The sequence below is a fragment of the Erythrobacter sp. SG61-1L genome, assembly GCF_001305965.1.
In the GTDB taxonomy this organism is placed as follows: domain Bacteria; phylum Pseudomonadota; class Alphaproteobacteria; order Sphingomonadales; family Sphingomonadaceae; genus Andeanibacterium.
This window is the reverse complement of record NZ_JXQC01000003.1, coordinates 352,647-371,766: the sequence shown is the minus strand read 5'-3', so window position 1 is coordinate 371,766 and position 19,120 is coordinate 352,647. Positions and strand designations below refer to the sequence as shown.

The following is a 19,120-nucleotide window of genomic DNA, read 5'->3' as shown; positions in this document are numbered from 1 at the left end:
CCCCCGCCTATCACACAGGCGGGGGCAGCGCGAAGCAGAACGGCCTCAGCCCGCCTTCTTTTTCAGGCGCCATGCGTGGAGCAACGGCTCGGTATAGCCGCTGGGCTGCTCCACGCCCTTGAACACCAGATCGCAGGCAGCCTTGAAGGCAAGGCTGGTTTCCCAATTGCCCGCCATCGGCTCATAGGCCGGATCGCCCGCGTTCTGCGCATCGACTTTGGCCGCCATACGCTGCAGCGAATCCATAACTTGCTCTCGCGTGGCGATACCATGCAGCAGCCAGTTGGCCATGTGCTGGCTGGAAATGCGCAGGGTGGCGCGATCTTCCATCAGGCCGACATCGTTGATGTCCGGCACCTTGGAACAACCCACGCCCTGATCGATCCAGCGCACGACATAGCCCAGCAGGCCCTGTGCGTTGTTGTCCAGTTCCGCGCGCACTTCCTCCTCGCTCCAGTTCGCGCCTTCGGCCAGCGGGATGGTGAGCAGTGCGCCAATGCCCGGCGCGGGCGGCAGGGTCTTCTGGATTTCGAACACGTCGGCGCGGTGATAATGCAGTGCGTGCAACACGGCCGCCGTGGGAGACGGCACCCAGGCGGTGCTGCCCCCGGCCTTCAGGTGGCCGATCTTTTCCTGCATCATCGCGCCCATCCGGTCAGGCGCGGCCCACATGCCCTTGCCGATCTGCGCCTTGCCCGAAAGCCCGCAGGCCAGCCCGATGGCGACATTGCGCTTCTCATAGGCATCGAGCCATGCGGAGGCCTTCATGTCCGCCTTGCGGACCATCGGCCCGGCCTGCATCGAAGTGTGGATTTCGTCGCCCGTCCGGTCGAGGAAGCCGGTATTGATGAAGGCAATGCGATCCTTCACGGCATGAATGCAGGCCGCAAGGTTGGCGGATGTGCGCCGTTCCTCGTCCATCACGCCCACCTTGATCGTGTAACGCTCCAGCCCCAGCAGATCCTCCACCGCATCGAACAGATCGTTGGTGAAGGCGCATTCGTCCGGCCCGTGCTGCTTGGGCTTCACGATATAGATGCTGCCTTCGCGGCTATTGGCCCAGCGGCTCTTGCCTTCGAGGTCCAGTGTGGAAATGGCGCTGGTGAACACCGCATCCATGATCCCTTCGGGGATTTCGCTGCCATCGGGCAGCAGGATCGCCGGATTGGTCATCAGATGGCCGACATTGCGCACGAACAGCAGGCTGCGGCCCATCAGGGCGAGTTGCTCGCCCCCGGTGCGCTGGACCATGATGTCATCATTCAATGTGCGGGTAACTGTCTTGCCGCCCTTCTCGAATGTGTCGGACAGATCGCCCCGGATCACGCCCAGCCAGTTGGAATAGGCCGCCAGCTTGTCCGCCGCGTCGACAGCAGCGATGGAATCCTCAAGGTCCACAATGGTGGTCAGCGCCGCTTCCAGCCGGATGTCGGAAATGCCGGCCTTGTCCGTCTTGCCCACGGGGTGCTGATCGTTGAACACTACCTGGATCAGCAGGCGATTGTGGCGGAAGACGATGGAATCGTCCGTCTCGCCCACAAGCTGGCTGACGTCGGCCAGCGGGATTGCCGGGTCCGGCCCTTCCAGATCGGCCCAGCTTCCTTCGAACAGCGGCAGCGCCTCGTCCAGGAAGGCGCGACCGGCGGCAACCACCGCCGCACCGCGCACCGGATCGTAGCCCGGCCCGGTGGCAGGTGCGGCATCCAGCGCATCGGTGCCGTAGAGCGCATCGTACAGGCTGCCCCAGCGGGCATTGGCGGCATTCAGCAGGAAACGGGCATTGAGCACCGGCACCACCAGCTGCGGCCCTGCCAGAGTGGCGATTTCCGCATCGACATTCTTCGTGCCGATAGTGAACGGCGCCGGTTCGGGGACGACATAACCGATCTCGCGCAGGAACATCTCATAGGCGGCCTGATCGTGCGGCTTGCCGCGCCGTTCCTTGTGCCATGCGTCGATGCGCGCCTGAAAATCGTCACGGACAGCCAGCAAGGCCCGGTTGCGCGGCGCGAAATGTTCGCAGATCGCCGCGAAGCCCTGCCAGAATTCGCCCGCATCGCGGTCGAGCGGCGCCAGCACCTGGTCTTCAAGGAAGGCGGCCAGCGCCGCATCCACCTGCAACCCGCTGCGATCAACCCGCTCACTCATCTGCCTTACTCCTTTGGAACTCGATTTCATTAGCCAGCTAACTAGAGAACTTTCCTGCCGCGACCAGAGCTTTTCCGACACATGCATCTCACAAGGGGTTGGAGAGTGCCAATCGGGAAGTTAGAGATGGTTTCTTATGCAACAGGACGCACACATTTCCGGGGCTGCGCTGCTCGATTCCATCGACCAGAGTGCCATGCTCGCACAGGTGGAACGCTGGGCGGCGATAAACAGCGGCACGGCGAATCTTGCCGGACTCGCCAATGTTGCGGGCGAACTGGCCGATGCCTTCTCCGCCCTGCCCGGCGAAGTGACGCTGGAAGAACCTGCCCCTGTAACCGCTATTGCGCCCGACGGCCGGGAAGTGGCGAAGCATCACGGCCGCCACATGGTGCTGCGCGTCCGCCCCGATGCGGAACGGCGCTTTCTGCTGACCGGCCATATGGACACGGTGTTCCCTGCCGACCATCCCTTCCAGTCGCTCACCTGGTTGGATGCCGATACGCTCAACGGGCCGGGTACGGCGGATATGAAGGGCGGGTTGAGTGTCATTCTGGCGGCCTTGCGTGCCTTTGAGGCTACCGTAGGTGCCTCTCAGGTCGGTTACGACGTGATGATCAATTCGGACGAGGAAACCGGATCGCTGTCCTCCGCGCCGCTGATTTCCGCGCTGTCGAAGGGCAAATATGCCGCGCTGACTTATGAGCCTTCCGCCCTGCCCGACGGCACCCTTGCCCATGCGCGCGGCGGCAGCGGGAACTACTCCATCACCGTCACCGGCAAATCCGCCCATGCCGGGCGCAATCCGCAGGACGGGCGCAATGCCGTGGTCGCGGCGGCCCGGCTGGCCGTGGCCCTGAAGGCGCTCGATCATGCGGGCCTCAGCGTCAATCCGGCGAAGATTGAAGGCGGCAGCGCGAATAATGTGGTGCCCGATAACGCCGTTCTGCGCTTCAACATCCGCCCGCGCTCGACCGAGGCGGCGGAGGGTTTCGAGGCCGCATTTGCGGCACTTCTGGCGGAGCTTTCCAGCGAGCTTGAGGTTGCCTTCCACGTCCATGGCGGGATCACGCGCCCACCCAAGCCGGTGGATGGCCGGGCGCAGAAATTGTTCGATCTGGTAAAGGCTTGTGGCGCAGAATTGAATCAGACCCTTAACTGGCAGAACAGCGGCGGCGTGTGCGATGGCAACAACATCGCCGCATGCGGCGTGCCTGTGGTCGATACGATGGGCGTGCGCGGCGGGTCTATTCATTCACCGCAGGAATTCATGATCGTTTCTTCGCTTCGCGAACGTGCGGCCCTGTCCGCGCTTGTCCTTCAACGCCTGTCTGTGGGAGCCCCGCTTTGAGTTTTCGCCTGCGCGCCGCGACTGCCGCGGACCTCGAACCGCTGTACCAGATGGCCAAGCTGACCGGCGGGGGTTTCACTAACCTGCCGCCCGATCGCAAGGCGCTCTCCGCCAAGCTGGAACGCGCCCAGACCGCCTTCACCCGCCCCGATGGCGAGATGGCGGACGAAGTGTTCGTGCTGGTGCTGGAAAATGTGGAAACGCGCGAAGTGCGCGGCACTTGCCAGCTGTTCACGCAGGTCGGGCAACTCTGGCCCTTCTATTCCTATCGTCTCACCACGCTGACCCAGCATTCGCAGGAACTGGACCGCACGGTGCGTGCCGAACTGCTCAGCCTCGTCACCGATCTGGAAGGGTCCAGCGAAGTGGGCGGGCTGTTCCTGCACCCCAACGAGCGCGCAGGCGGCCTTGGCATGTTGCTGGCCCGCAGCCGCTATCTGTTCATCGCCATGCACCGCAAACGCTTTGCGGACCGCATTCTGGCGGAACTACGCGGCATTATCGACGAACGCGGCGGCTCGCCCTTCTGGGATGGCGTGGCAGGCCGCTTCTTCGGCATGAGTTTTCAGGAAGCGGATTACTTCAACGCCATCAACGGCAACCAGTTCATCGCTGACCTGATGCCCAAACACCCGGTCTATATTGCCATGCTGGATGACGATGCGCGCAACGCCATCGGCGTGCCCCACCCCACCGGCCGCGCCGCCATGCGCATGCTGGAGGCCGAAGGCTTCAATTTCGAGGGCTATGTCGACATTTTCGACGGCGGCCCGACCATGACCGCGCGGACCGACAAGGTGGAAAGCGTGCGCAATTCCAAGTGCTGCACCGTGGTCGCGACCGAAGTGGACATGGGCGAACGTGCGCTGATCGCCACTGGCCATCTTTCCACCTTCCGCTGCTGCTATGGCGCGCGCAGCATTGATGCCGACGGCAATATCTCGATCGATTCCCGCGCCGCGGACATCCTCGACGTGACGCCCGGTGACGAGGTGTGGAGCGTGGCCCGGTGACGCTGGTCGAAATCAACTTTGACGGGCTGGTCGGCCCCAGCCACAATTATGCCGGCCTCAGCCTGGGCAATCTCGCCGCAACGGCCCATGCGGGGGAAATCTCCTATCCGCGCGCGGCCGCCTTGCAGGGCCTTGCCAAGATGCAGGGAAATATGGAGCTGGGCCTGCCACAGGGCTTTTTCCTGCCCCTGCCTCGCCCCAATCACCGTTTCCTGACCCAGATCGCGGCGGACGGGAATACGGATCACGGATTGATCGCAGCGGCATGGTCTGCCTCGTCCATGTGGACGGCCAATGCTGCCACTGTCTCGCCCGGCCCCGATACACGTGACGGGCGCTGCCATCTGACCACGGCAAACCTCGTCACCATGCCACATCGCTATCAGGAATGGCCCGACACGGCGCGCCAGCTTCGGCTGGCCTTTGCCGACGAGGCACATTTCGCCGTGCATGATCCGGTGCCGGCCTGCTTCGGAGACGAAGGCGCGGCAAACCACATGCGTATGTGCCGCACGCATGGCGACGCCGGACTGGAAATCTTCGTCTATGGCAGGCGCGGCGGCCCCTTCCCCGCACGTCAGCACGAACAGGCCAGCCGCATCGTGGCCCGTGCCCATGGCCTCAATCCCGACGCCGTGCTGTTCGTTGAACAGAACCCGGATGCCATCACCGCGGGCGCATTCCACAACGATGTGGTTGCCGTGGCGAATGAGCGAGTGCTGTTCACGCATGAACTGGCCTTTGCCGATCCCGAAGGCACCTATGCCGCGATCCGCGAGAAGATGCCCGAGGCGGAAATCGTCATCGTTCCGGCCAGTGCCGTCAGCCTGCAGGAAGCCATCCGCACCTATCTGTTCAACGCCCAGCTTCTCACCCTGCCGACTGGCGAGATCGCGCTGGTGATCCCGATGGAAGCCCATGAAAGCCCCACCGTGCGCGGCTGGCTGGACAACATGCTGGCGGGCAACGGCCCGATCCGCCGGGTAATCCCGGTGGATGTGAAGCAGAGCATGGCCAATGGCGGCGGCCCGGCCTGCCTGCGCCTGCGCGTGGTTGCTGATCCACAAGCCGTCGATCCCCGCTTCCTGCTCACCCCGGCGAAGGTGCAGACGATCGCTTCGGTTGTGGAGGAATGGTGGCCCGCCCAGATCGACCCGGCGACGCTCGGCTCCACCACGCTCGAACATGAAGTGGCCACCGCACGGCTCAGATTGATCGAAGCGCTGGACCTGGCCGACCTCGCCTGACCCTGTCGGTCAGCTTTACACCTTAGGATAATGTTAACCATTTAGTTGCACGGATTTCTGCGTCTGGCATGATCGTTGCTCTTCACTGCGTTAAGCAAGAGGGCCACGCATGTTCGCCAAAGTCAGAAGGCTGTTTATGATCAGGACGAAGGTCGAGGCCTTTCTGATCATCTACGCTCTGGCATTGGGTGCAGTGGAACGCGGCAGTGCCTATCTGGGGCAATATCCGGGCTTTGGCGGCAAGCTGCTGTTCCTCGCCTGCACCGGCGCAGTATTCATGGCTGGCGGCAAGATTCTCGATTGCCTGAAGCTTGAACGGGAAAAACGCGCCTCCGAGGCAGAAGCGATAGCCCAAGCGTCTCGCTGAACGCCTGCCGCCCTAGCCTGGCATGGGCACAATCACGATGTGAGTGAGGTGGGGGATTCTGTTGCTAGGCTCCCCCGAGCCCCCGGAATCCACTTCTGTTGCCCGGTGGGTCCAACCGCGCTTTAGCTTTGTAAATTCAGGCCGTTAGGCCGTCACATTACGCCGCGAGAGCGAGTGCTTCGTTGTCGTTGGCACTTATGAGTTTTGAGCCTTTAACGGGTTACTCAGCCCGGGCGAAAACAGTGCTTTTCAACACACGTCGATCCTGGTTCGGCCCCGTCATTTCCCCCGCGACAACGGAGGAGGTGGTGGAGCCGCCGGGTACTGCCCCCGGGTCCGCTGTGCCTATTGCACACCGCAATTTATCGCCATAGCCGGCCGAAACCGGCAGGCCCTATATAGGGGCGCTTTGCTGAATGGGAAGTGGCTGGATGGCCACCTTCCTTACTTCTTCAGCGCGTCCCTGATTTCGGTCAGCAGATCGATCTCGCTCGGCCCGGCGGGCGGCGGCGGAGCGGCTTCTTCCTGCTTGCGCAGCACCTTGTTCACCGTGCGAACCATCAGGAAGATCACGAAGGCCAGGATCAGGAAATTGATCACGGCGGAAATGAAGGCGCCCCATGCCAGGATGTTCGCCCCGGCTTCCTTGGCGGCGGCCAGCGGAGTGCCCGGCGCCACATCGCCGCTGAGCACGATATACTGGTCCGAAAAATCTACATTGCCGATGATCGCGCCGACCACCGGCATGATCACGCTGTCGGTCAGAGAAGTGACGATGGCGGAAAAGGCAGCGCCGATGATGACGCCCACGGCCAGGTCCATCACATTACCTCTTGCGATGAACTCCTTGAATTCCTTGAGCATTCACTTTCCCTCCAAGCTCTCGATGTAGACTTCACACTGCCAGCTTTGCGCAATTGTCACAAGCATGCCCTATCCGGTTATCCTTGAACGCGGCACCCACCGTGCTATCTAAGCAATACAGTAAGCCGCCCACAGGAACCGGCGGCATGGAGGAACGATCGCCATGACCAGCTCGCTCACCGCCCGCATCACACGCCTTGCCGTCGTGGCTGTTGCCGCGCTCGGCCTCGCGGCCTGCGGCATCAACAGCGTGCCGACCAAGGAAGAAGCCGCCAAGGCCCAGTGGGGCACGGTGGAAAGCGCCTATCAGCGCCGCGCCGACCTCATTCCCAATCTCGTCGAAACGGTGAAGGCCGCTGCCGGCTCCGAAAACCAGATCCTCACCAATGTGGTGGAAGCCCGCGCCCGCGCGACTTCGATCAACATCACGACCGACGATCTTTCGAATCCCGAGGAATTCGCCAAGTTCCAGGCCGCGCAGAACCAGCTGACGCAGGCACTGGGCCAGCTGCGCACTATCGTGGAAGCCTATCCCCAGCTCCAGAGCCAGCAGGACTTCAAGGATCTGATGGTGGCTCTGGAAGGCGCGGAAAACCAGGTGAACGTGGAACGCATCCGCTACAACGAGAAGGCACAGGATTATAACACCGAAATCCGCACCTTCCCGTCGATCATGGCTGCCAAGATCGTCTATGGCGCCAAGCCGATGGAATATTTCAAGGCCGAGGAAGGCGCCAAGCAGGCCCCGAAGGTGGACTTCGGCGGCATGGCCGGCGCGCCCTCTTCCGCCGCCCCGACGAACTGAGCCGGCCTCCAGACGGATATCGTCCGATGGCCCTGCCCAACCTGCGTGGCGTTGCGCTCGCCGTGATCAATGCCCTGCTGGCGGTTTTCCTGCTGGCAGGGCTGGCCACCCCCGCACAGGCGGCAATGCCGCCGCGACCGGCCGGGCCAGTCTACGATGGCGCCAATCTGATCCCCGATCAGCAGGAAGCCGCGATGGATGTGCGGCTGCGCGACTACAACGCCAAAACCGGCCGCGCGGTGATCGTGGCGACCGTGCCCAGCCTCGATGGCGACACTATCGAGAGCTATGCACCCAAGCTGTTCGAAACCTGGGGCATCGGCGGGGCAGAGCGCGACATGGGCGTGCTGCTGCTGGTTGCCCCCAACGAACGCAAGGTGCGGATCGAGGTCGGCTATGGCGCCACGCCCTATCTGACCGACATCCTGTCAGGCCGCATCATCCGTGACGAAATCACTCCGCGATTCAAGGAAGGCGACATGGCCGGCGGGATCGACGCCGGTGTGAACGCCATCGTCGCCCAGCTCGACCGTTCGCCTGAAGACGCGAAGGCCATTGCGGAAGCGGCAGCTGCGGCAGAGAAACAACGCCAGTCCGATAGTGCCCCCAGCATCGGCGGAATCATCTTCTGGATCGTGCTGATCGTGTTCTTTGTGGGCGTGTTCGGCCGTCGCAACCGCGGCTATCGCCGCAGCGGTTTCGGTAATGCAGTGGGCAACATCATCCTGTGGGAAGCCCTCAACGCTGCCACGCGCGGCCGCCGCCATGATGGCGGCCGCTGGGGAGGCGGCGGCGGTGGTGGTGGCGGCTTCGGCGGCTTCGGCGGCGGCATGTCCGGTGGCGGCGGCGCATCGGGCAGTTGGTGAGGGGAATATCCATGGCAAGCATCACCCTGTCCGACGAAGAACGCACCAAGGTCAGCAACGCCGTTGGCGCTGCGGAGGCAGAGACTGCAGGCGAAATCGTGACCATCGTGACCGACCGGTCCGACGGTTATGTCGACATCGCCTTTGCCTGGTCGGTCGCGGTCAGCTTTCTGGCCATGGCGCTGTTCTCGGCCTTTCCCGATTTCTATCTTGGGCTGATTGACCGGATTTTCGGCCTGTGGGGCCATGAATGGACGCATCGCGAGTTGCTCTCCATCGTCATGGCAATCGGCGTAGTGAAATTCATCGCGATGATGCTTCTGCAGCTGATTCAGCCCCTGAAATTCTTCCTGATCCCCCCTTCGGTCAAGGCCGCCCGTGTGCGGGACCGTGCAATCAGCTTCTTCAAGGTGGGCGCGGAACGGCGCACCCATGGCCGCACCGGCATCCTGATCTATCTTTCCATGCGCGAACATCGCGCAGAGATCGTCGCAGACGAAGCGATTGCGGCCAAGGTGGAGCCGACCGTCTGGGGCGAGGCGATGGTGGACATGCTGACCCATATCAAGGACGGCCGGATCGGTGACGGGATGGCCGTGGGCGTGAAGGATGTGGGCGCGATCCTTGCCCAGCACTTCCCCCGCGCCGAAGATGATCGCAACGAACTGCCGGACCGACTGATCGAAGTATGACCGCAACGAAAATTCCGCCCGAGGCAAGCATGCCGGAGGAAATCCATTGGCAGGGCCGCTTCATCATCGCCAAAACCCGCGGCAAGTGGGAATATGTCAGCCGCGCACGCGATATCCGCGCCGCTGTCATTCTCGCGCTGGATGGCGACGAAGTGATCCTGGTCGAGCAATTCCGGGTGCCGCTTGGCCGCCCCTGCCTCGAGCTGCCTGCCGGGCTGATCGGTGACGATGCTGGCGCGGAAGGCGAACATGCGCTCGATGCCGCCCAGCGCGAGCTGGAGGAAGAGACCGGCTATCACGCGGCCCAGTGGGAAAATCTGGGCGAGTATTTCTCGTCCCCCGGTATGGTCAGCGAAAGCTTCACTCTGCTGAAGGCCACCGGCCTGACGAAAGTGGGCGAAGGTGGCGGCACGGATGAGGAGAATATCACTGTCCACCGCGTGAAATTGAGCCGCATGGCCGAAACAATTGCCGAATTCCGGGCAAAGGGGCACGGGATCGACGTACGCCTGTTGATGCTGCTCGGCGCAGGCTTTATCGGCGGGTAATGTCCCGGCCCGAGGAATTGCTCGCCTTCCTGCCTGAAGGCTTCCCCGCCAACCATTCCTCTGCCGAGGCGGCCTGCCTCGTCGCGGAACGGATAGCTCATTTGCCGCGCGGCGCGGCGCCCCCTGTCATCGGGATCAATGGCGCGCAAGGCTCTGGCAAGTCCACGCTCACCCAGTTGATCGGCATCGCGCTGGAACGCTTCCATGGAATGCGCCCGGCCCTGCTTTCGCTGGACGATTTCTACTTCGGCAAGCCGCCCCGCCTCCAGCTTGCCCGGCTGGTTCACCCGATGTGCGAGACACGCGGCGTGCCCGGCACGCATGACGTGCTGCTGATGGCCGACACACTCAACGCGCTAACCAAGGCCGAGCCGGACAGTCGCACGCCTCTGCCCCGCTTCGACAAGCTGGATGACGACCGGGTAAGCCGCGAGGAATGGCCCGACTTTGAAGGCCGCCCCGATGCGATCCTGCTGGAAGGCTGGTGCGTGGGCCTGCACGCTGAAGATGTGCCCGCATGGACCGGCCCGATCAACGAACTGGAAGCGGAAGAAGACCCGGCAGGAGACTGGTTCCGCTGGTCACTGAGCGAGCTAGCGGAGGCATATCCCGCCATCTGGGATCGCTTCGCCCTGCTCGTGTCGATAGAAGTGCCGGATATCGAAACCGTTATTGCATCGCGCCTGAAGCAGGAAGACGGGCTGGCCGCCGGTAGCGACCGCCCCCGCATGGACCGGGCAGGCGTGACCCGCTTTGTCCAGCATTACGAACGCTTCACACGCGCCGTCTGGGCATCCATGCCGCAGCGGGCAGACATGCTTTTCCGCCGGACACCGGATTTCGGTTACAGCCCGGCGAAGTGACCGCGACAACACGCGGCATAGGGGAGAGAAGAATGAAGATCGCAATCGTCGGCGCGGGAGCCATGGGCTGCCTCTATGCAGCCGCTTTCCACCGCGCGGGCTGTGCCGTGACGCTGGTGGACGTAAATCGCCCGCATATCGACGCGATCAATGAACACGGCCTAGAGCTGGAAACCCGTGCCGGGCACGAAGTGCTGCCCCTGCCCGCCCGCCTGCCGCAAGATGCGGAAGGGATCATGGACCTGCTGCTGGTCTTCACCAAGGTGTTCCACACCGATGGAGCCATGGTCGGCGCCGCTCATCTGATCGGACCTGACACGCACGTCCTCACCCTGCAGAACGGCCTCGGCAATGCGGAACGGATCGCCGCCCATGTGCCGAGGGATCGCGTACTGGTGGGCATCGCTTCCCTGCCAGCCGATCTGGAAGGTCCGGGTAAGGTCCGCTCCATGGGCGAAGGCGGCTCGCGGCTCTATCCCGCTTTCACACAGGACGAGAGCTTTGCAGCTCAAGTTGCTGAAAAGCTGACGCAGGGTGGAATGACCGCAAAGCTGGAGCCGAAGATCCACGAAGCGATCTGGGAAAAGGCGATCTTCAATGCCGCCATGAACCCGCTTTGCGCCCTCACCCGCCGCACGCCGGGCTTCTTCCTCGAAAAGCAGGAAGCGCGCGGGATGATCCATGCGGTGGTGGAAGAAGGCACGGCGGCGGCGAATGCCAATGGCTATGCCATTTCCTCAAAACCGATCCACGACCTGACACTGGTTTCAATGACCGACCATGCCGATCATGAAGCTTCCATGCTGCAGGACGTGAAGGCCGGACGGCGCACCGAAGTGGATTCGATCAACGGCGCCATCGTGGAAGCCGCCAAAAAGGCGGGGGCCGAAGCCCCCGTTACCGAGACACTGTGGCGCCTGGTAAAGCTGGAGGAAGCAAAGCTGGGGGAATAGCCCCAGCCCCGCCCGTTCCTCAATCTTCCGGAGCCACGACCTTGCGGCTGTGGAACAGCCACTTGCCTTCCACGCGCACGACTTCGTCGATGCCATTGCCCACGGCCAGCAACTTCGGCGGATCGTCCAGCTTGCCGGTCGCGCTCAAACCGTAGGTCTGCCAGTAATAGTGGATCTTGGCGGTGTTCGGGCCAGTGAATTCGATCCACTGGTTGCTGGTAGCGTGCTGCAGCTTGGGTGCTGCCTTCCCGTCCTTGGTGAAGTCCGCGATCATCTTGCGCAGGGCATCGCGGCCCTTGGTTTCGCCGAATGAGCCGTCTTCCGTGAAGGCCGACGCGTAGGCATCGGCATTGAACCTGTCGAGCGCGCGGTCGTAACGCCACATCAGCGCCTCGATCTCCTCGCGATCCTTGGCGCGGCGCAGTTCGGAATCCACGCTGCCGACTGCCGGCGGGCCACCTTCAGGCAGGCTGGCCGGATCCCAGTGCTGATCCGCCTTGCCGTCCACGAACCGCCAGGTGTCGAACCAGGTGGTGGTATAGGTCTTGGTCGGATCGCCCGGCATCGGCAGGGCGCGCACTGTCAGCACGGTGACGTAATCGCCTTCCGCCTGAACAGCCACGATGGGCGAGGTGAGCGTCTTGCACTCCTTGTCCTCGGGGCGCTTCGCCACGTTGATGAAATAATCCATCACGCCCTTCAGGCCCGATGCGGCGAAGGGATTATGCTGGATATAGCGGTCCGTGATCCATTCCGGCGCACGGGTCCACTGATTGCACTGCAGCAGTTCCTTCATGATGTGCAGCGCAGCCTGCTTGTTCTTATGCAGCTTGGGATCGCTGCTGTTGAACAGCGAGACCGGGTCCGGATGGGCAATCACCGGATCGCTCAACGGTTTCATCTGCGCGGATGCGGGTGCAGCCGCCAGCATGCCGGAAGCCAGCAGCGTCGCTGCCAGCATCGTTATTTTGGTCTTCATGGAATTTCCCCTCTGACTTCCTGATTCTCCCGTACCGGGTTTGTGTAACGGCCCCGTCATTTGTTTCAAACAATGCATATGGATTGCTTGGCTGTTGCGCTGCACCACGCGCATGCTAACCAAGCGACATCATCTACCGCCCGCCTGGGCACAGTCTGCCGAGCTTGAGACCATGCAATCGACAGCCCTTCTAGGCGGGATTTCCGCCCGATGAGCAATTCCGCACCACCTCCTTCGCTGGGTTTCAGTGTCGGCATCACCGGACACCGAGCGGACCGGATCGTTGACAAGCCTGCTGTCCGCGCCCGGGTGGACGAGGTTCTCAAGACCATCCAGCAGGCAATGGATCACATTACGACCGGTCACCTGTTCCAGGCAGGCCGCCACCCGCTGCGGATGGTTTCCGCCATCGCGGAAGGGGCAGATCGGATGGCCGCCGAGGCCGCACTGGACCTCGGTGAGACACTGGAAGTGGTCCTGCCCTTCCCGATCCCGGAATATGAGAGGGATTTCGAGACTGCGGAATCCCGCGCCGAATTCCACGATCTGCTGGGCCGCGCCTCTGCCCTCCTCGTGCTGGACGGCAATGATGAGGACCGCCCCCGTTCCTATGAGGCAGCGGGGATGACCCTGCTCGACAATTGCGACCTGCTGATTGCCATCTGGGATGGTGGGCCGGGACGCGGTCGGGGCGGTACACGCGAGATCATCGGCCAGGCTGCGCGGCGTGCCATGCCGGTGGTAGTGATCCCGCCCGACGGCGCCTCCATCACCGTTCACGGATCGATCCATGGCGAGCCGATGCGCTTCATGGATCTGCCCACCCATTCGCTCGACATCCTGCCTGACATTGTCGCCTCGCTGCTGGGCACCTATGGCGATGCCAAGGAAGAGGCGGAATGGCGCAAGCTCGCCGAAATGCCGCCCAACCCGCTGATCCATGAAGCCTATCCGCTGCTGCTCAAGCTGGCCGGTGTGCGCCCGTGGTTCCGCCGCAAGAGCGCGGGGGGCGGTGCGTGGGAAGATCCCCCGGCCAAGGGCGCATTGGCAGAGGCCTTCCACTGGTGGGACGATGCCGCGATCCGCGCGGCACAGGCCTTCCGCTCTGCCGTGATCGTCAACTTCTCGCTCGCGGCCATGGCAGTCGTCCTCGCCGCCAGTGGCGTGTTGGGCGGGCATTACAAATGGCTGTTCGTGGTGGCGGAAATCGTCACCATTCTACTGCTGCTGATCAATGCCGTCCATGCCGGACGGATGCGCTGGCAGGAACGCTGGCTGGAATCCCGTCAGGTCGCAGAACTTCTGCGCGTGTGCACCATGCTGCGCAGCGTTGGCATCGGGCGCGGAATTGCCGATCCGGGTGAAGGCGGTTCCAATGGCTGGTATGCCGGGGCCATTGCGCGCAGTTGCGGGATGGAATCTGTCGACCTCTCACACACCCTGATCGCTGCCGAACCGCTGATCGCGGAAGTGACGAGCCAGGCCAACTGGAACGAGAGCACATCGCACCGGATGCATCTGGCTGCACACCGGATCGAACGCTTCGGCGAAGTGCTGTTCGCGGCCGTGCTCGCCTCTTCGGTAGGCTGGCTGATCCTCTATTTCACGGCGGAGCATATCGCGACGGACCTGAAATATGTCCTCACCACCATCACCGCAGGCCTGCCCGCTGTCGCCACGGCCAGCTACGGCATCCGCGTGATCCTCGATTTCGAAGGCATTGCCGGGCGTGCGCACCAGATCTCGCTGGGGCTAAACGCGCTGCTAAAGCATTGGGAAGCCGGGCCGCAGGACTCCGCCAGCCTGCAGGAGTTTGCCCGCCGCGCCGCCGACATCATGCTGAGCGATGTGGCCGCTTGGCGCCTACTGGCGGAAGGGCGGCGACTGACGATCCCGGGCTAATCCCTGCCAGGCAAGGTCTGTATTCGGGAGGCCAGTCGGCAGGACCAGCCTCCTGAAACTATCAGACTTCCGCGCGGGTACGGACTTCGTGGACCAAGGTGTAATGGCCCACCGTCAATACGGAGCCGACCGGAAGCACTGCCGCACCCATCACCCGCTGGCCATCGACATAGGTGCCGTTGGTCGAATTGAGGTCCGACACGAAGAGATCGTTGTCTTTCAGTTCGACCGTGCAATGCGAACGCGAAACCTTTGAATCGGCCAGCACCACATCGGCTGGGGCCACACGGCCAATCTTTATGCCCAGCGGCCCGACGATGTAGCGCTTCGCCTCCCCATCACCCACCGACACTTCCAGACAGTGCAGTTCATCGCTGCCCATCATCGCGAATTCGTCGGACTGGGTGTAGAACTGGGTGGCTTCGTATTCTTCTTCCGGCTCTTCGATCGCAGCAGCAGCCTGTGTGCCGCCTTGCTTCATGATCGCTTCCTGCAAGGCAGCCACTGCCGACAGCAGGCTGTCCATCTTCACGTTGGCAGCGCCATCGGCAGTTGCAGGGGCCGAACGCGACGGCGGAGGTGCCGGGCGGACCGCGACCGGCTGCGGCGGCGGCGGCGGCGGCAGGCCGGCAGCCGCATCCTTGGCGCGCCCGCTATCCACCAGGCGCCGCACATCCTTGACGAACACCTTCCAGTGATCGTCTTCAATATCGCCATCCCAATGGCACAAATCCGCCGTATGGGTCAGTTCGAAGATGATCGGGCGATTGCAAGGCTCAATGATCACCGGAGCCAACGTGCGGTTCCGGTCAGCCAGCGTGGCTTCGGCGCGCACCCAGCGGGAAACGACCGAACGCGGCGACCACAGCACCACCACGGCCTTGGCCGCGCGCAGTTCCTGCTCGATTATCTCGTCGAAGGTCTCGCCCGAATGGAGCGCGGCATCCCACCACACCGAAAAGCCTTCCTGTCCGAAAGCCTCGGCGAATTTCTGCGCAGTCCCCTGATCATCCCGGGCGTAGGAAACGAAGATGTCCTGTCCGTGCAACTCGACACTCCAACCAGAACAGCCATGGGTTCGCACCCAGGCATGTTGGCATTTCAGCGATCCCCACCGCGACGCTGCTCACCAGCCCCGAGAGGTTTTGCGGCAGCGACCATCTGTTCTTGAAACACGCCCGACTCCCCCAAGCCGGGTGCGCGATTGGAGCGGGAAGATAGCTCAAGACCCTTCATTCGCAAGTGCAAAAGATCGTTGACACAATTCGCCCCGCCAACCCGGAAATCGCGGAAATGCGCGGGTTTCCGATGTCGAAAGTTAACCTGACTTTACCCTGACTATCACCATTGTCACATTGTCGGGCGCCCCGCGTGCAAGGACCATTTCCAGCAGTGAATCAGCAGCTTGATCAAGCGGCTTGGAATAGAGCGCAGCCAAAATCTCCACCTGGGTTACCATCCGCGTCAACCCGTCACTGGCGAGCAGGAAGATGTCACCGGGGAATGCGACACCGCCCTTGGTATCCACATGCAGATCTTCAGAAGCCCCCACTGCGCGCGTGATTACATTGGAATTGGGGTGTTTTTCCGCATCGTTCGGATCGAGCATTCCCGCCGCGACCAGATCCTGCACCAGGCTGTGATCGCGCGTGATCTGCACGATAGTACCATCGCGATAGCGATAGGCCCGGCTGTCCCCCGCCCAGAAGCAGCGATATTGCCCGCCACCCAGCGCAAGGCCCACCACGGTGCTGCCGATCGTGCGCGGCTCCATACCCTGATGGGCAAGGTCGATCAGAAAACTGTTGGCTTCCTTCAGCGCGGCAACCGCCTGCCCGGTCAGCGCTTCGGGATCGGGTGACGGCGAGAGGCCCGAGATCGCCTCCACCACTTTCGCACTGGCCACTTCGCCGGCTTCGTGCCCGCCCATTCCATCGGCAACCACCCAGATTCCCTTGTCGGGATAGCTGGCGAAGGAGTCTTCATTGAGCTTCCTGCGGAGCCCGACATGGGTTCGCACGACGCATTCGAAACCCATTACTTATTCCTTACACAGGGCCTGCCTAAAGGCTGGATATTTGCAATGGATCGTGCAATTTCCGTTGCGGCGCAACATTTAGAGCACGGGAAGTCATCAATGAGCAAGGCCTATAGCAACAAGGCGCTGCCCGCTGGCACGATCTTGCGCGAATGGCGCCTCGAACAAGTGCTTGGCGTGGGCGGCTTCGGCATCGTCTACAAGGGCCGGGGCATCTATTTCGACGAGTTGGTCGCCATCAAGGAATACTTCCCCAGCTCAATCAGCGAGCGTGACGAGGATGCAACTGTAGTTCCCATCGATTCCGATGCCGAGGAAGTACACGCGCTGGGCCTGAAGAAGTTCGTGGAAGAGGCCAAGCTCCTCTGGAACCTCTCCACCCCCACGCGCCATCCCAATATCGTCAGTGTGCGCAGCCTGTTCGAAATCCACGGCACCGCCTACATGGTGATGGATTTCGAAGATGGCGTGTCGCTTTCCAAGCTGCTCAAGCAGGGCACCCAGTTCAACGAACAGAGCCTGACCGCGCTGATCCGCCCGATCGCCGAAGGGCTCGAACGCGCGCACCGCGTCGGCGTGCTTCACCGCGACATCAAGCCGCCGAACATTCTCGTGAATGACGATGGACGTCCGGTGCTGATCGACTTCGGTTCGGCCCGTTTCGAATCCGGGGAAGCGACCAGCACCAAGGTCACGTTCCACACCCCGCCCTATGCGGCGATCGAACAATATGTGAAGACCTACGATCAGGGCCCGTGGACCGACATCTACGCACTGGGCGTGGTGCTTTACGAATGCATCACCGGCGAGAAGCCGCCGGAAGTGCTCGAACGCATGCATGGCGGGCTGGGCAAGCCACTCGTCGAAGGTAACTGGCCTGGTTACAGCAAGGGCTTCCTGCGCGCTGTCGATGCAGCGATGACGATCAAACCCAGCGAACGGCCGCAGTCCATCTCGCAGTGGCTCGAACTGTTCGACCGGGGCGAAGATGTACCTCTGCCCGCCCCTGTTCCGGATGAGGAAGACGAAGACGCGACCCGTGTGTCGGCCTTTGTCTCTACGCCTGAAGAACTCGTGCCGGTGGACCCTCCGGCGGAGGGTATCGCCAAGGTGGAGCAGTCCGATACCGGCGTTCCCGACGATCCGAAGGATGCCCGCTTCAAGCGCGCCGGTCAGGATACTGGCACCACGAAAAAGGTCGATCAGGTTCCCCCTCCTCCGCCGGTGGAAGCCAGGGCGGTGGCGCCGGAACCCGCTGCCGACAAGGAAGACAAGGCAAAGCCCGCCGCCAAGACTGTCGGCGCTGCTACTCCGCCGAAGAAGCCCGCTGCCCCGGCCAAGGCTTCCGGCCCCGCAAAGAAGCTCAATCCGGCCCTCATCGGCGGCGCGGCGGTCGCGCTGGTGCTGGCGGTTGCTGGTGGCTGGTATCTTTCGAGCGGAGATACGGCGAGTCAGACGGACGAGGCGCTGCTGGCTGACGATGTCCTGCCCACCGAGGAAGTGGTGGAAACCGTCAGCATTCAGGACGCCAGCGGCATTGCCCAGGCCGTGCAGGCGCTGGTTGACGATGCGCGCCGCCTGCGCGCACCGGCCGCTGCCTTGAAACCCCTCACCGACGCCGGGCCGCAGATTGCCTCGCTCGATGCTGAACGGCAGAAGCTCACTGGCGATGCGGCAAAGGCCAAGGAAGACGAAATGGGCACGCTCGCGCGCACGGCTGCCGGGCAGTTCGGCGCCGCGCTGGTCGCCGATGCCGATGGACGTGCCCGCCGCCTCGCAGCCGATCTGCCATGGGCCAATCCGCGAAATCCTGGTGCCGCTGCCGGTGCCACCGCGGAACGCCAGAAGATCTCCGCGGACATTCGCAGGGCATTGGGCGACATACGCGGCGCGGCCACTGCCTCGTCCAAGGCCACCGATACCGCACAGGCGCTGACGCTGGCCCGGCAGGCGCTTGCCCGCAACAGCGCCTATAATGCGTTGATCGCAAGGGCCTATCGCACCAAGGACGGCACAGCCGAAGCCACGACCGCCACCGGTGCGGCCGAAACGCAAAGCGCGGCGGTGCAGAGCAACAGTTCGAGCGCTGCCAACACGGCTCAGCCTTCCGCCACTGCGGCATCATCTCCGCCCGCCGGGAAGAGCGAACCGGCAACCGATGCGCAGAAGCGCCAGCTCAAATCCGTGGTCGACAGTGCCAAGGACATTTCCAGACAGGTGATCCGTCTAGCCGACCGTAACAAGCCGGGCAGCAATGCTACGGCTGAGCAGCAGGAAGGCTACCGCACCCGTCAGGCGAATGCGACCACGGCGCGCGACTACGATAAATATCTCGATACGCTCACTAATTCCATGCGTGGCGCACGAACCAAGACGGAAGCTGACCAACTCATCACGCAGGCGAACCAGACAAAGTCCTACCTCTCGCAGCTTCTCTCTGGCTCCAAGGCGGCCGACTAAGGACGCCTAAGGACGACTTACGGC

The 19,120-nt window shown here is 62.8% G+C and carries 17 protein-coding genes and 1 other RNA gene; 12 read left to right on the top strand and 6 right to left on the bottom strand.

Translation table 11 applies throughout. From position 1 onward, the window contains the following. Positions 1–45 precede the first annotated feature (45 nt). Complete coding sequence (locus SZ64_RS01930; protein WP_054529284.1) at positions 46–2,148, bottom strand: malate synthase G; 2,103 nt, start codon at positions 2,146–2,148, stop codon at positions 46–48. A gap of 136 nt (positions 2,149–2,284) precedes the next feature. Between SZ64_RS01930 and SZ64_RS01925 the strand changes: the two genes are divergently transcribed. The 4 genes from SZ64_RS01925 (at position 2,285) to SZ64_RS01910 (ending at position 6,126) form a co-directional block, all read left to right on the top strand. Then, the gene (locus SZ64_RS01925) at positions 2,285–3,499 is read left to right on the top strand and encodes a hydrolase (RefSeq protein ID WP_054529283.1); all 1,215 of its coding nucleotides are present in this window, start codon (positions 2,285–2,287) and stop codon (positions 3,497–3,499) included. Further along, positions 3,496–4,512 carry an arginine N-succinyltransferase gene (locus SZ64_RS01920; protein WP_054529282.1) on the top strand — a complete coding sequence of 339 codons (1,017 nt, stop codon included), beginning with the start codon at positions 3,496–3,498 and terminating at the stop codon, positions 4,510–4,512. The genes SZ64_RS01925 and SZ64_RS01920 overlap by 4 nt, the downstream gene beginning before the upstream one ends. Continuing rightward, complete coding sequence (locus tag SZ64_RS01915) at positions 4,509–5,759, top strand: N-succinylarginine dihydrolase (protein ID WP_054532043.1); 1,251 nt, start codon at positions 4,509–4,511, stop codon at positions 5,757–5,759. Before SZ64_RS01920 ends, SZ64_RS01915 begins: the two co-directional genes overlap by 4 nt. Positions 5,760–5,868: 109 nt before the next feature. Then, on the top strand, positions 5,869–6,126 hold the full coding sequence (locus SZ64_RS01910) for a hypothetical protein (protein WP_054529281.1): 258 nt from the start codon (positions 5,869–5,871) through the stop codon (positions 6,124–6,126). 83 nt (positions 6,127–6,209) lie between these two features. On the opposite strand, the gene ssrA is transcribed toward SZ64_RS01910, so the two are convergent. Together ssrA and mscL are read right to left on the bottom strand one after the other, a co-directional pair. Then, positions 6,210–6,553, bottom strand: a transfer-messenger RNA (tmRNA) gene (gene ssrA / locus SZ64_RS18120). Between the two features lie 17 nt (positions 6,554–6,570). After that, positions 6,571–6,990, bottom strand: a complete 420-nt coding sequence (gene mscL / locus SZ64_RS01905; protein ID WP_054529280.1) for a large conductance mechanosensitive channel protein MscL — start codon at positions 6,988–6,990, stop codon at positions 6,571–6,573. A 163-nt stretch (positions 6,991–7,153) separates the two neighbouring features. Between mscL and SZ64_RS01900 the strand changes: the two genes are divergently transcribed. The 6 genes from SZ64_RS01900 to SZ64_RS01875 are packed head-to-tail and all read left to right on the top strand — an operon-like array spanning position 7,154 to position 11,717. Further along, on the top strand, positions 7,154–7,795 hold the full coding sequence (locus SZ64_RS01900) for a LemA family protein (RefSeq protein ID WP_054529279.1): 642 nt from the start codon (positions 7,154–7,156) through the stop codon (positions 7,793–7,795). A gap of 26 nt (positions 7,796–7,821) precedes the next feature. Further along, complete coding sequence (locus tag SZ64_RS01895; RefSeq protein ID WP_054529278.1) at positions 7,822–8,661, top strand: TPM domain-containing protein; 840 nt, start codon at positions 7,822–7,824, stop codon at positions 8,659–8,661. An 11-nt stretch (positions 8,662–8,672) separates the two neighbouring features. Continuing rightward, positions 8,673–9,353 (top strand): hypothetical protein, encoded by a 681-nt coding sequence (locus SZ64_RS01890; protein WP_054529277.1) that lies wholly within the window; start codon positions 8,673–8,675, stop codon positions 9,351–9,353. Beyond that, entirely contained in the window at positions 9,350–9,901 is a 552-nt protein-coding gene (locus tag SZ64_RS01885; RefSeq protein WP_054529276.1) for an NUDIX hydrolase, read from the top strand. Before SZ64_RS01890 ends, SZ64_RS01885 begins: the two co-directional genes overlap by 4 nt. Continuing rightward, the gene (locus tag SZ64_RS01880) at positions 9,901–10,764 is read left to right on the top strand and encodes a hypothetical protein (protein ID WP_054529275.1); all 864 of its coding nucleotides are present in this window, start codon (positions 9,901–9,903) and stop codon (positions 10,762–10,764) included. Before SZ64_RS01885 ends, SZ64_RS01880 begins: the two co-directional genes overlap by 1 nt. Positions 10,765–10,796: 32 nt before the next feature. Next, a complete protein-coding gene (locus SZ64_RS01875) occupies positions 10,797–11,717 on the top strand; it encodes a 2-dehydropantoate 2-reductase (protein WP_054529274.1) in 921 nt (306 codons plus the stop codon). A 19-nt stretch (positions 11,718–11,736) separates the two neighbouring features. Here the strand turns inward: SZ64_RS01875 and SZ64_RS18710 are convergent, their stop codons facing one another. Further along, complete coding sequence (locus SZ64_RS18710) at positions 11,737–12,696, bottom strand: nuclear transport factor 2 family protein (protein WP_082384399.1); 960 nt, start codon at positions 12,694–12,696, stop codon at positions 11,737–11,739. Positions 12,697–12,906: 210 nt separating this feature from the next. On the opposite strand from SZ64_RS18710, the gene SZ64_RS01865 reads away from it, so the two are divergent. Continuing rightward, a complete protein-coding gene (locus SZ64_RS01865; RefSeq protein ID WP_054529273.1) occupies positions 12,907–14,598 on the top strand; it encodes a DUF4231 domain-containing protein in 1,692 nt (563 codons plus the stop codon). A 61-nt stretch (positions 14,599–14,659) separates the two neighbouring features. Here the strand turns inward: SZ64_RS01865 and SZ64_RS01860 are convergent, their stop codons facing one another. Continuing rightward, positions 14,660–15,646 carry a TIR domain-containing protein gene (locus tag SZ64_RS01860; protein WP_054529272.1) on the bottom strand — a complete coding sequence of 329 codons (987 nt, stop codon included), beginning with the start codon at positions 15,644–15,646 and terminating at the stop codon, positions 14,660–14,662. A gap of 270 nt (positions 15,647–15,916) precedes the next feature. Next, positions 15,917–16,636, bottom strand: a complete 720-nt coding sequence (locus SZ64_RS01855) for a protein phosphatase 2C domain-containing protein (RefSeq protein ID WP_054529271.1) — start codon at positions 16,634–16,636, stop codon at positions 15,917–15,919. A gap of 99 nt (positions 16,637–16,735) precedes the next feature. On the opposite strand from SZ64_RS01855, the gene SZ64_RS01850 reads away from it, so the two are divergent. Continuing rightward, positions 16,736–19,096 carry a serine/threonine-protein kinase gene (locus tag SZ64_RS01850; protein ID WP_054529270.1) on the top strand — a complete coding sequence of 787 codons (2,361 nt, stop codon included), beginning with the start codon at positions 16,736–16,738 and terminating at the stop codon, positions 19,094–19,096. Positions 19,097–19,120 lie beyond the last annotated feature (24 nt).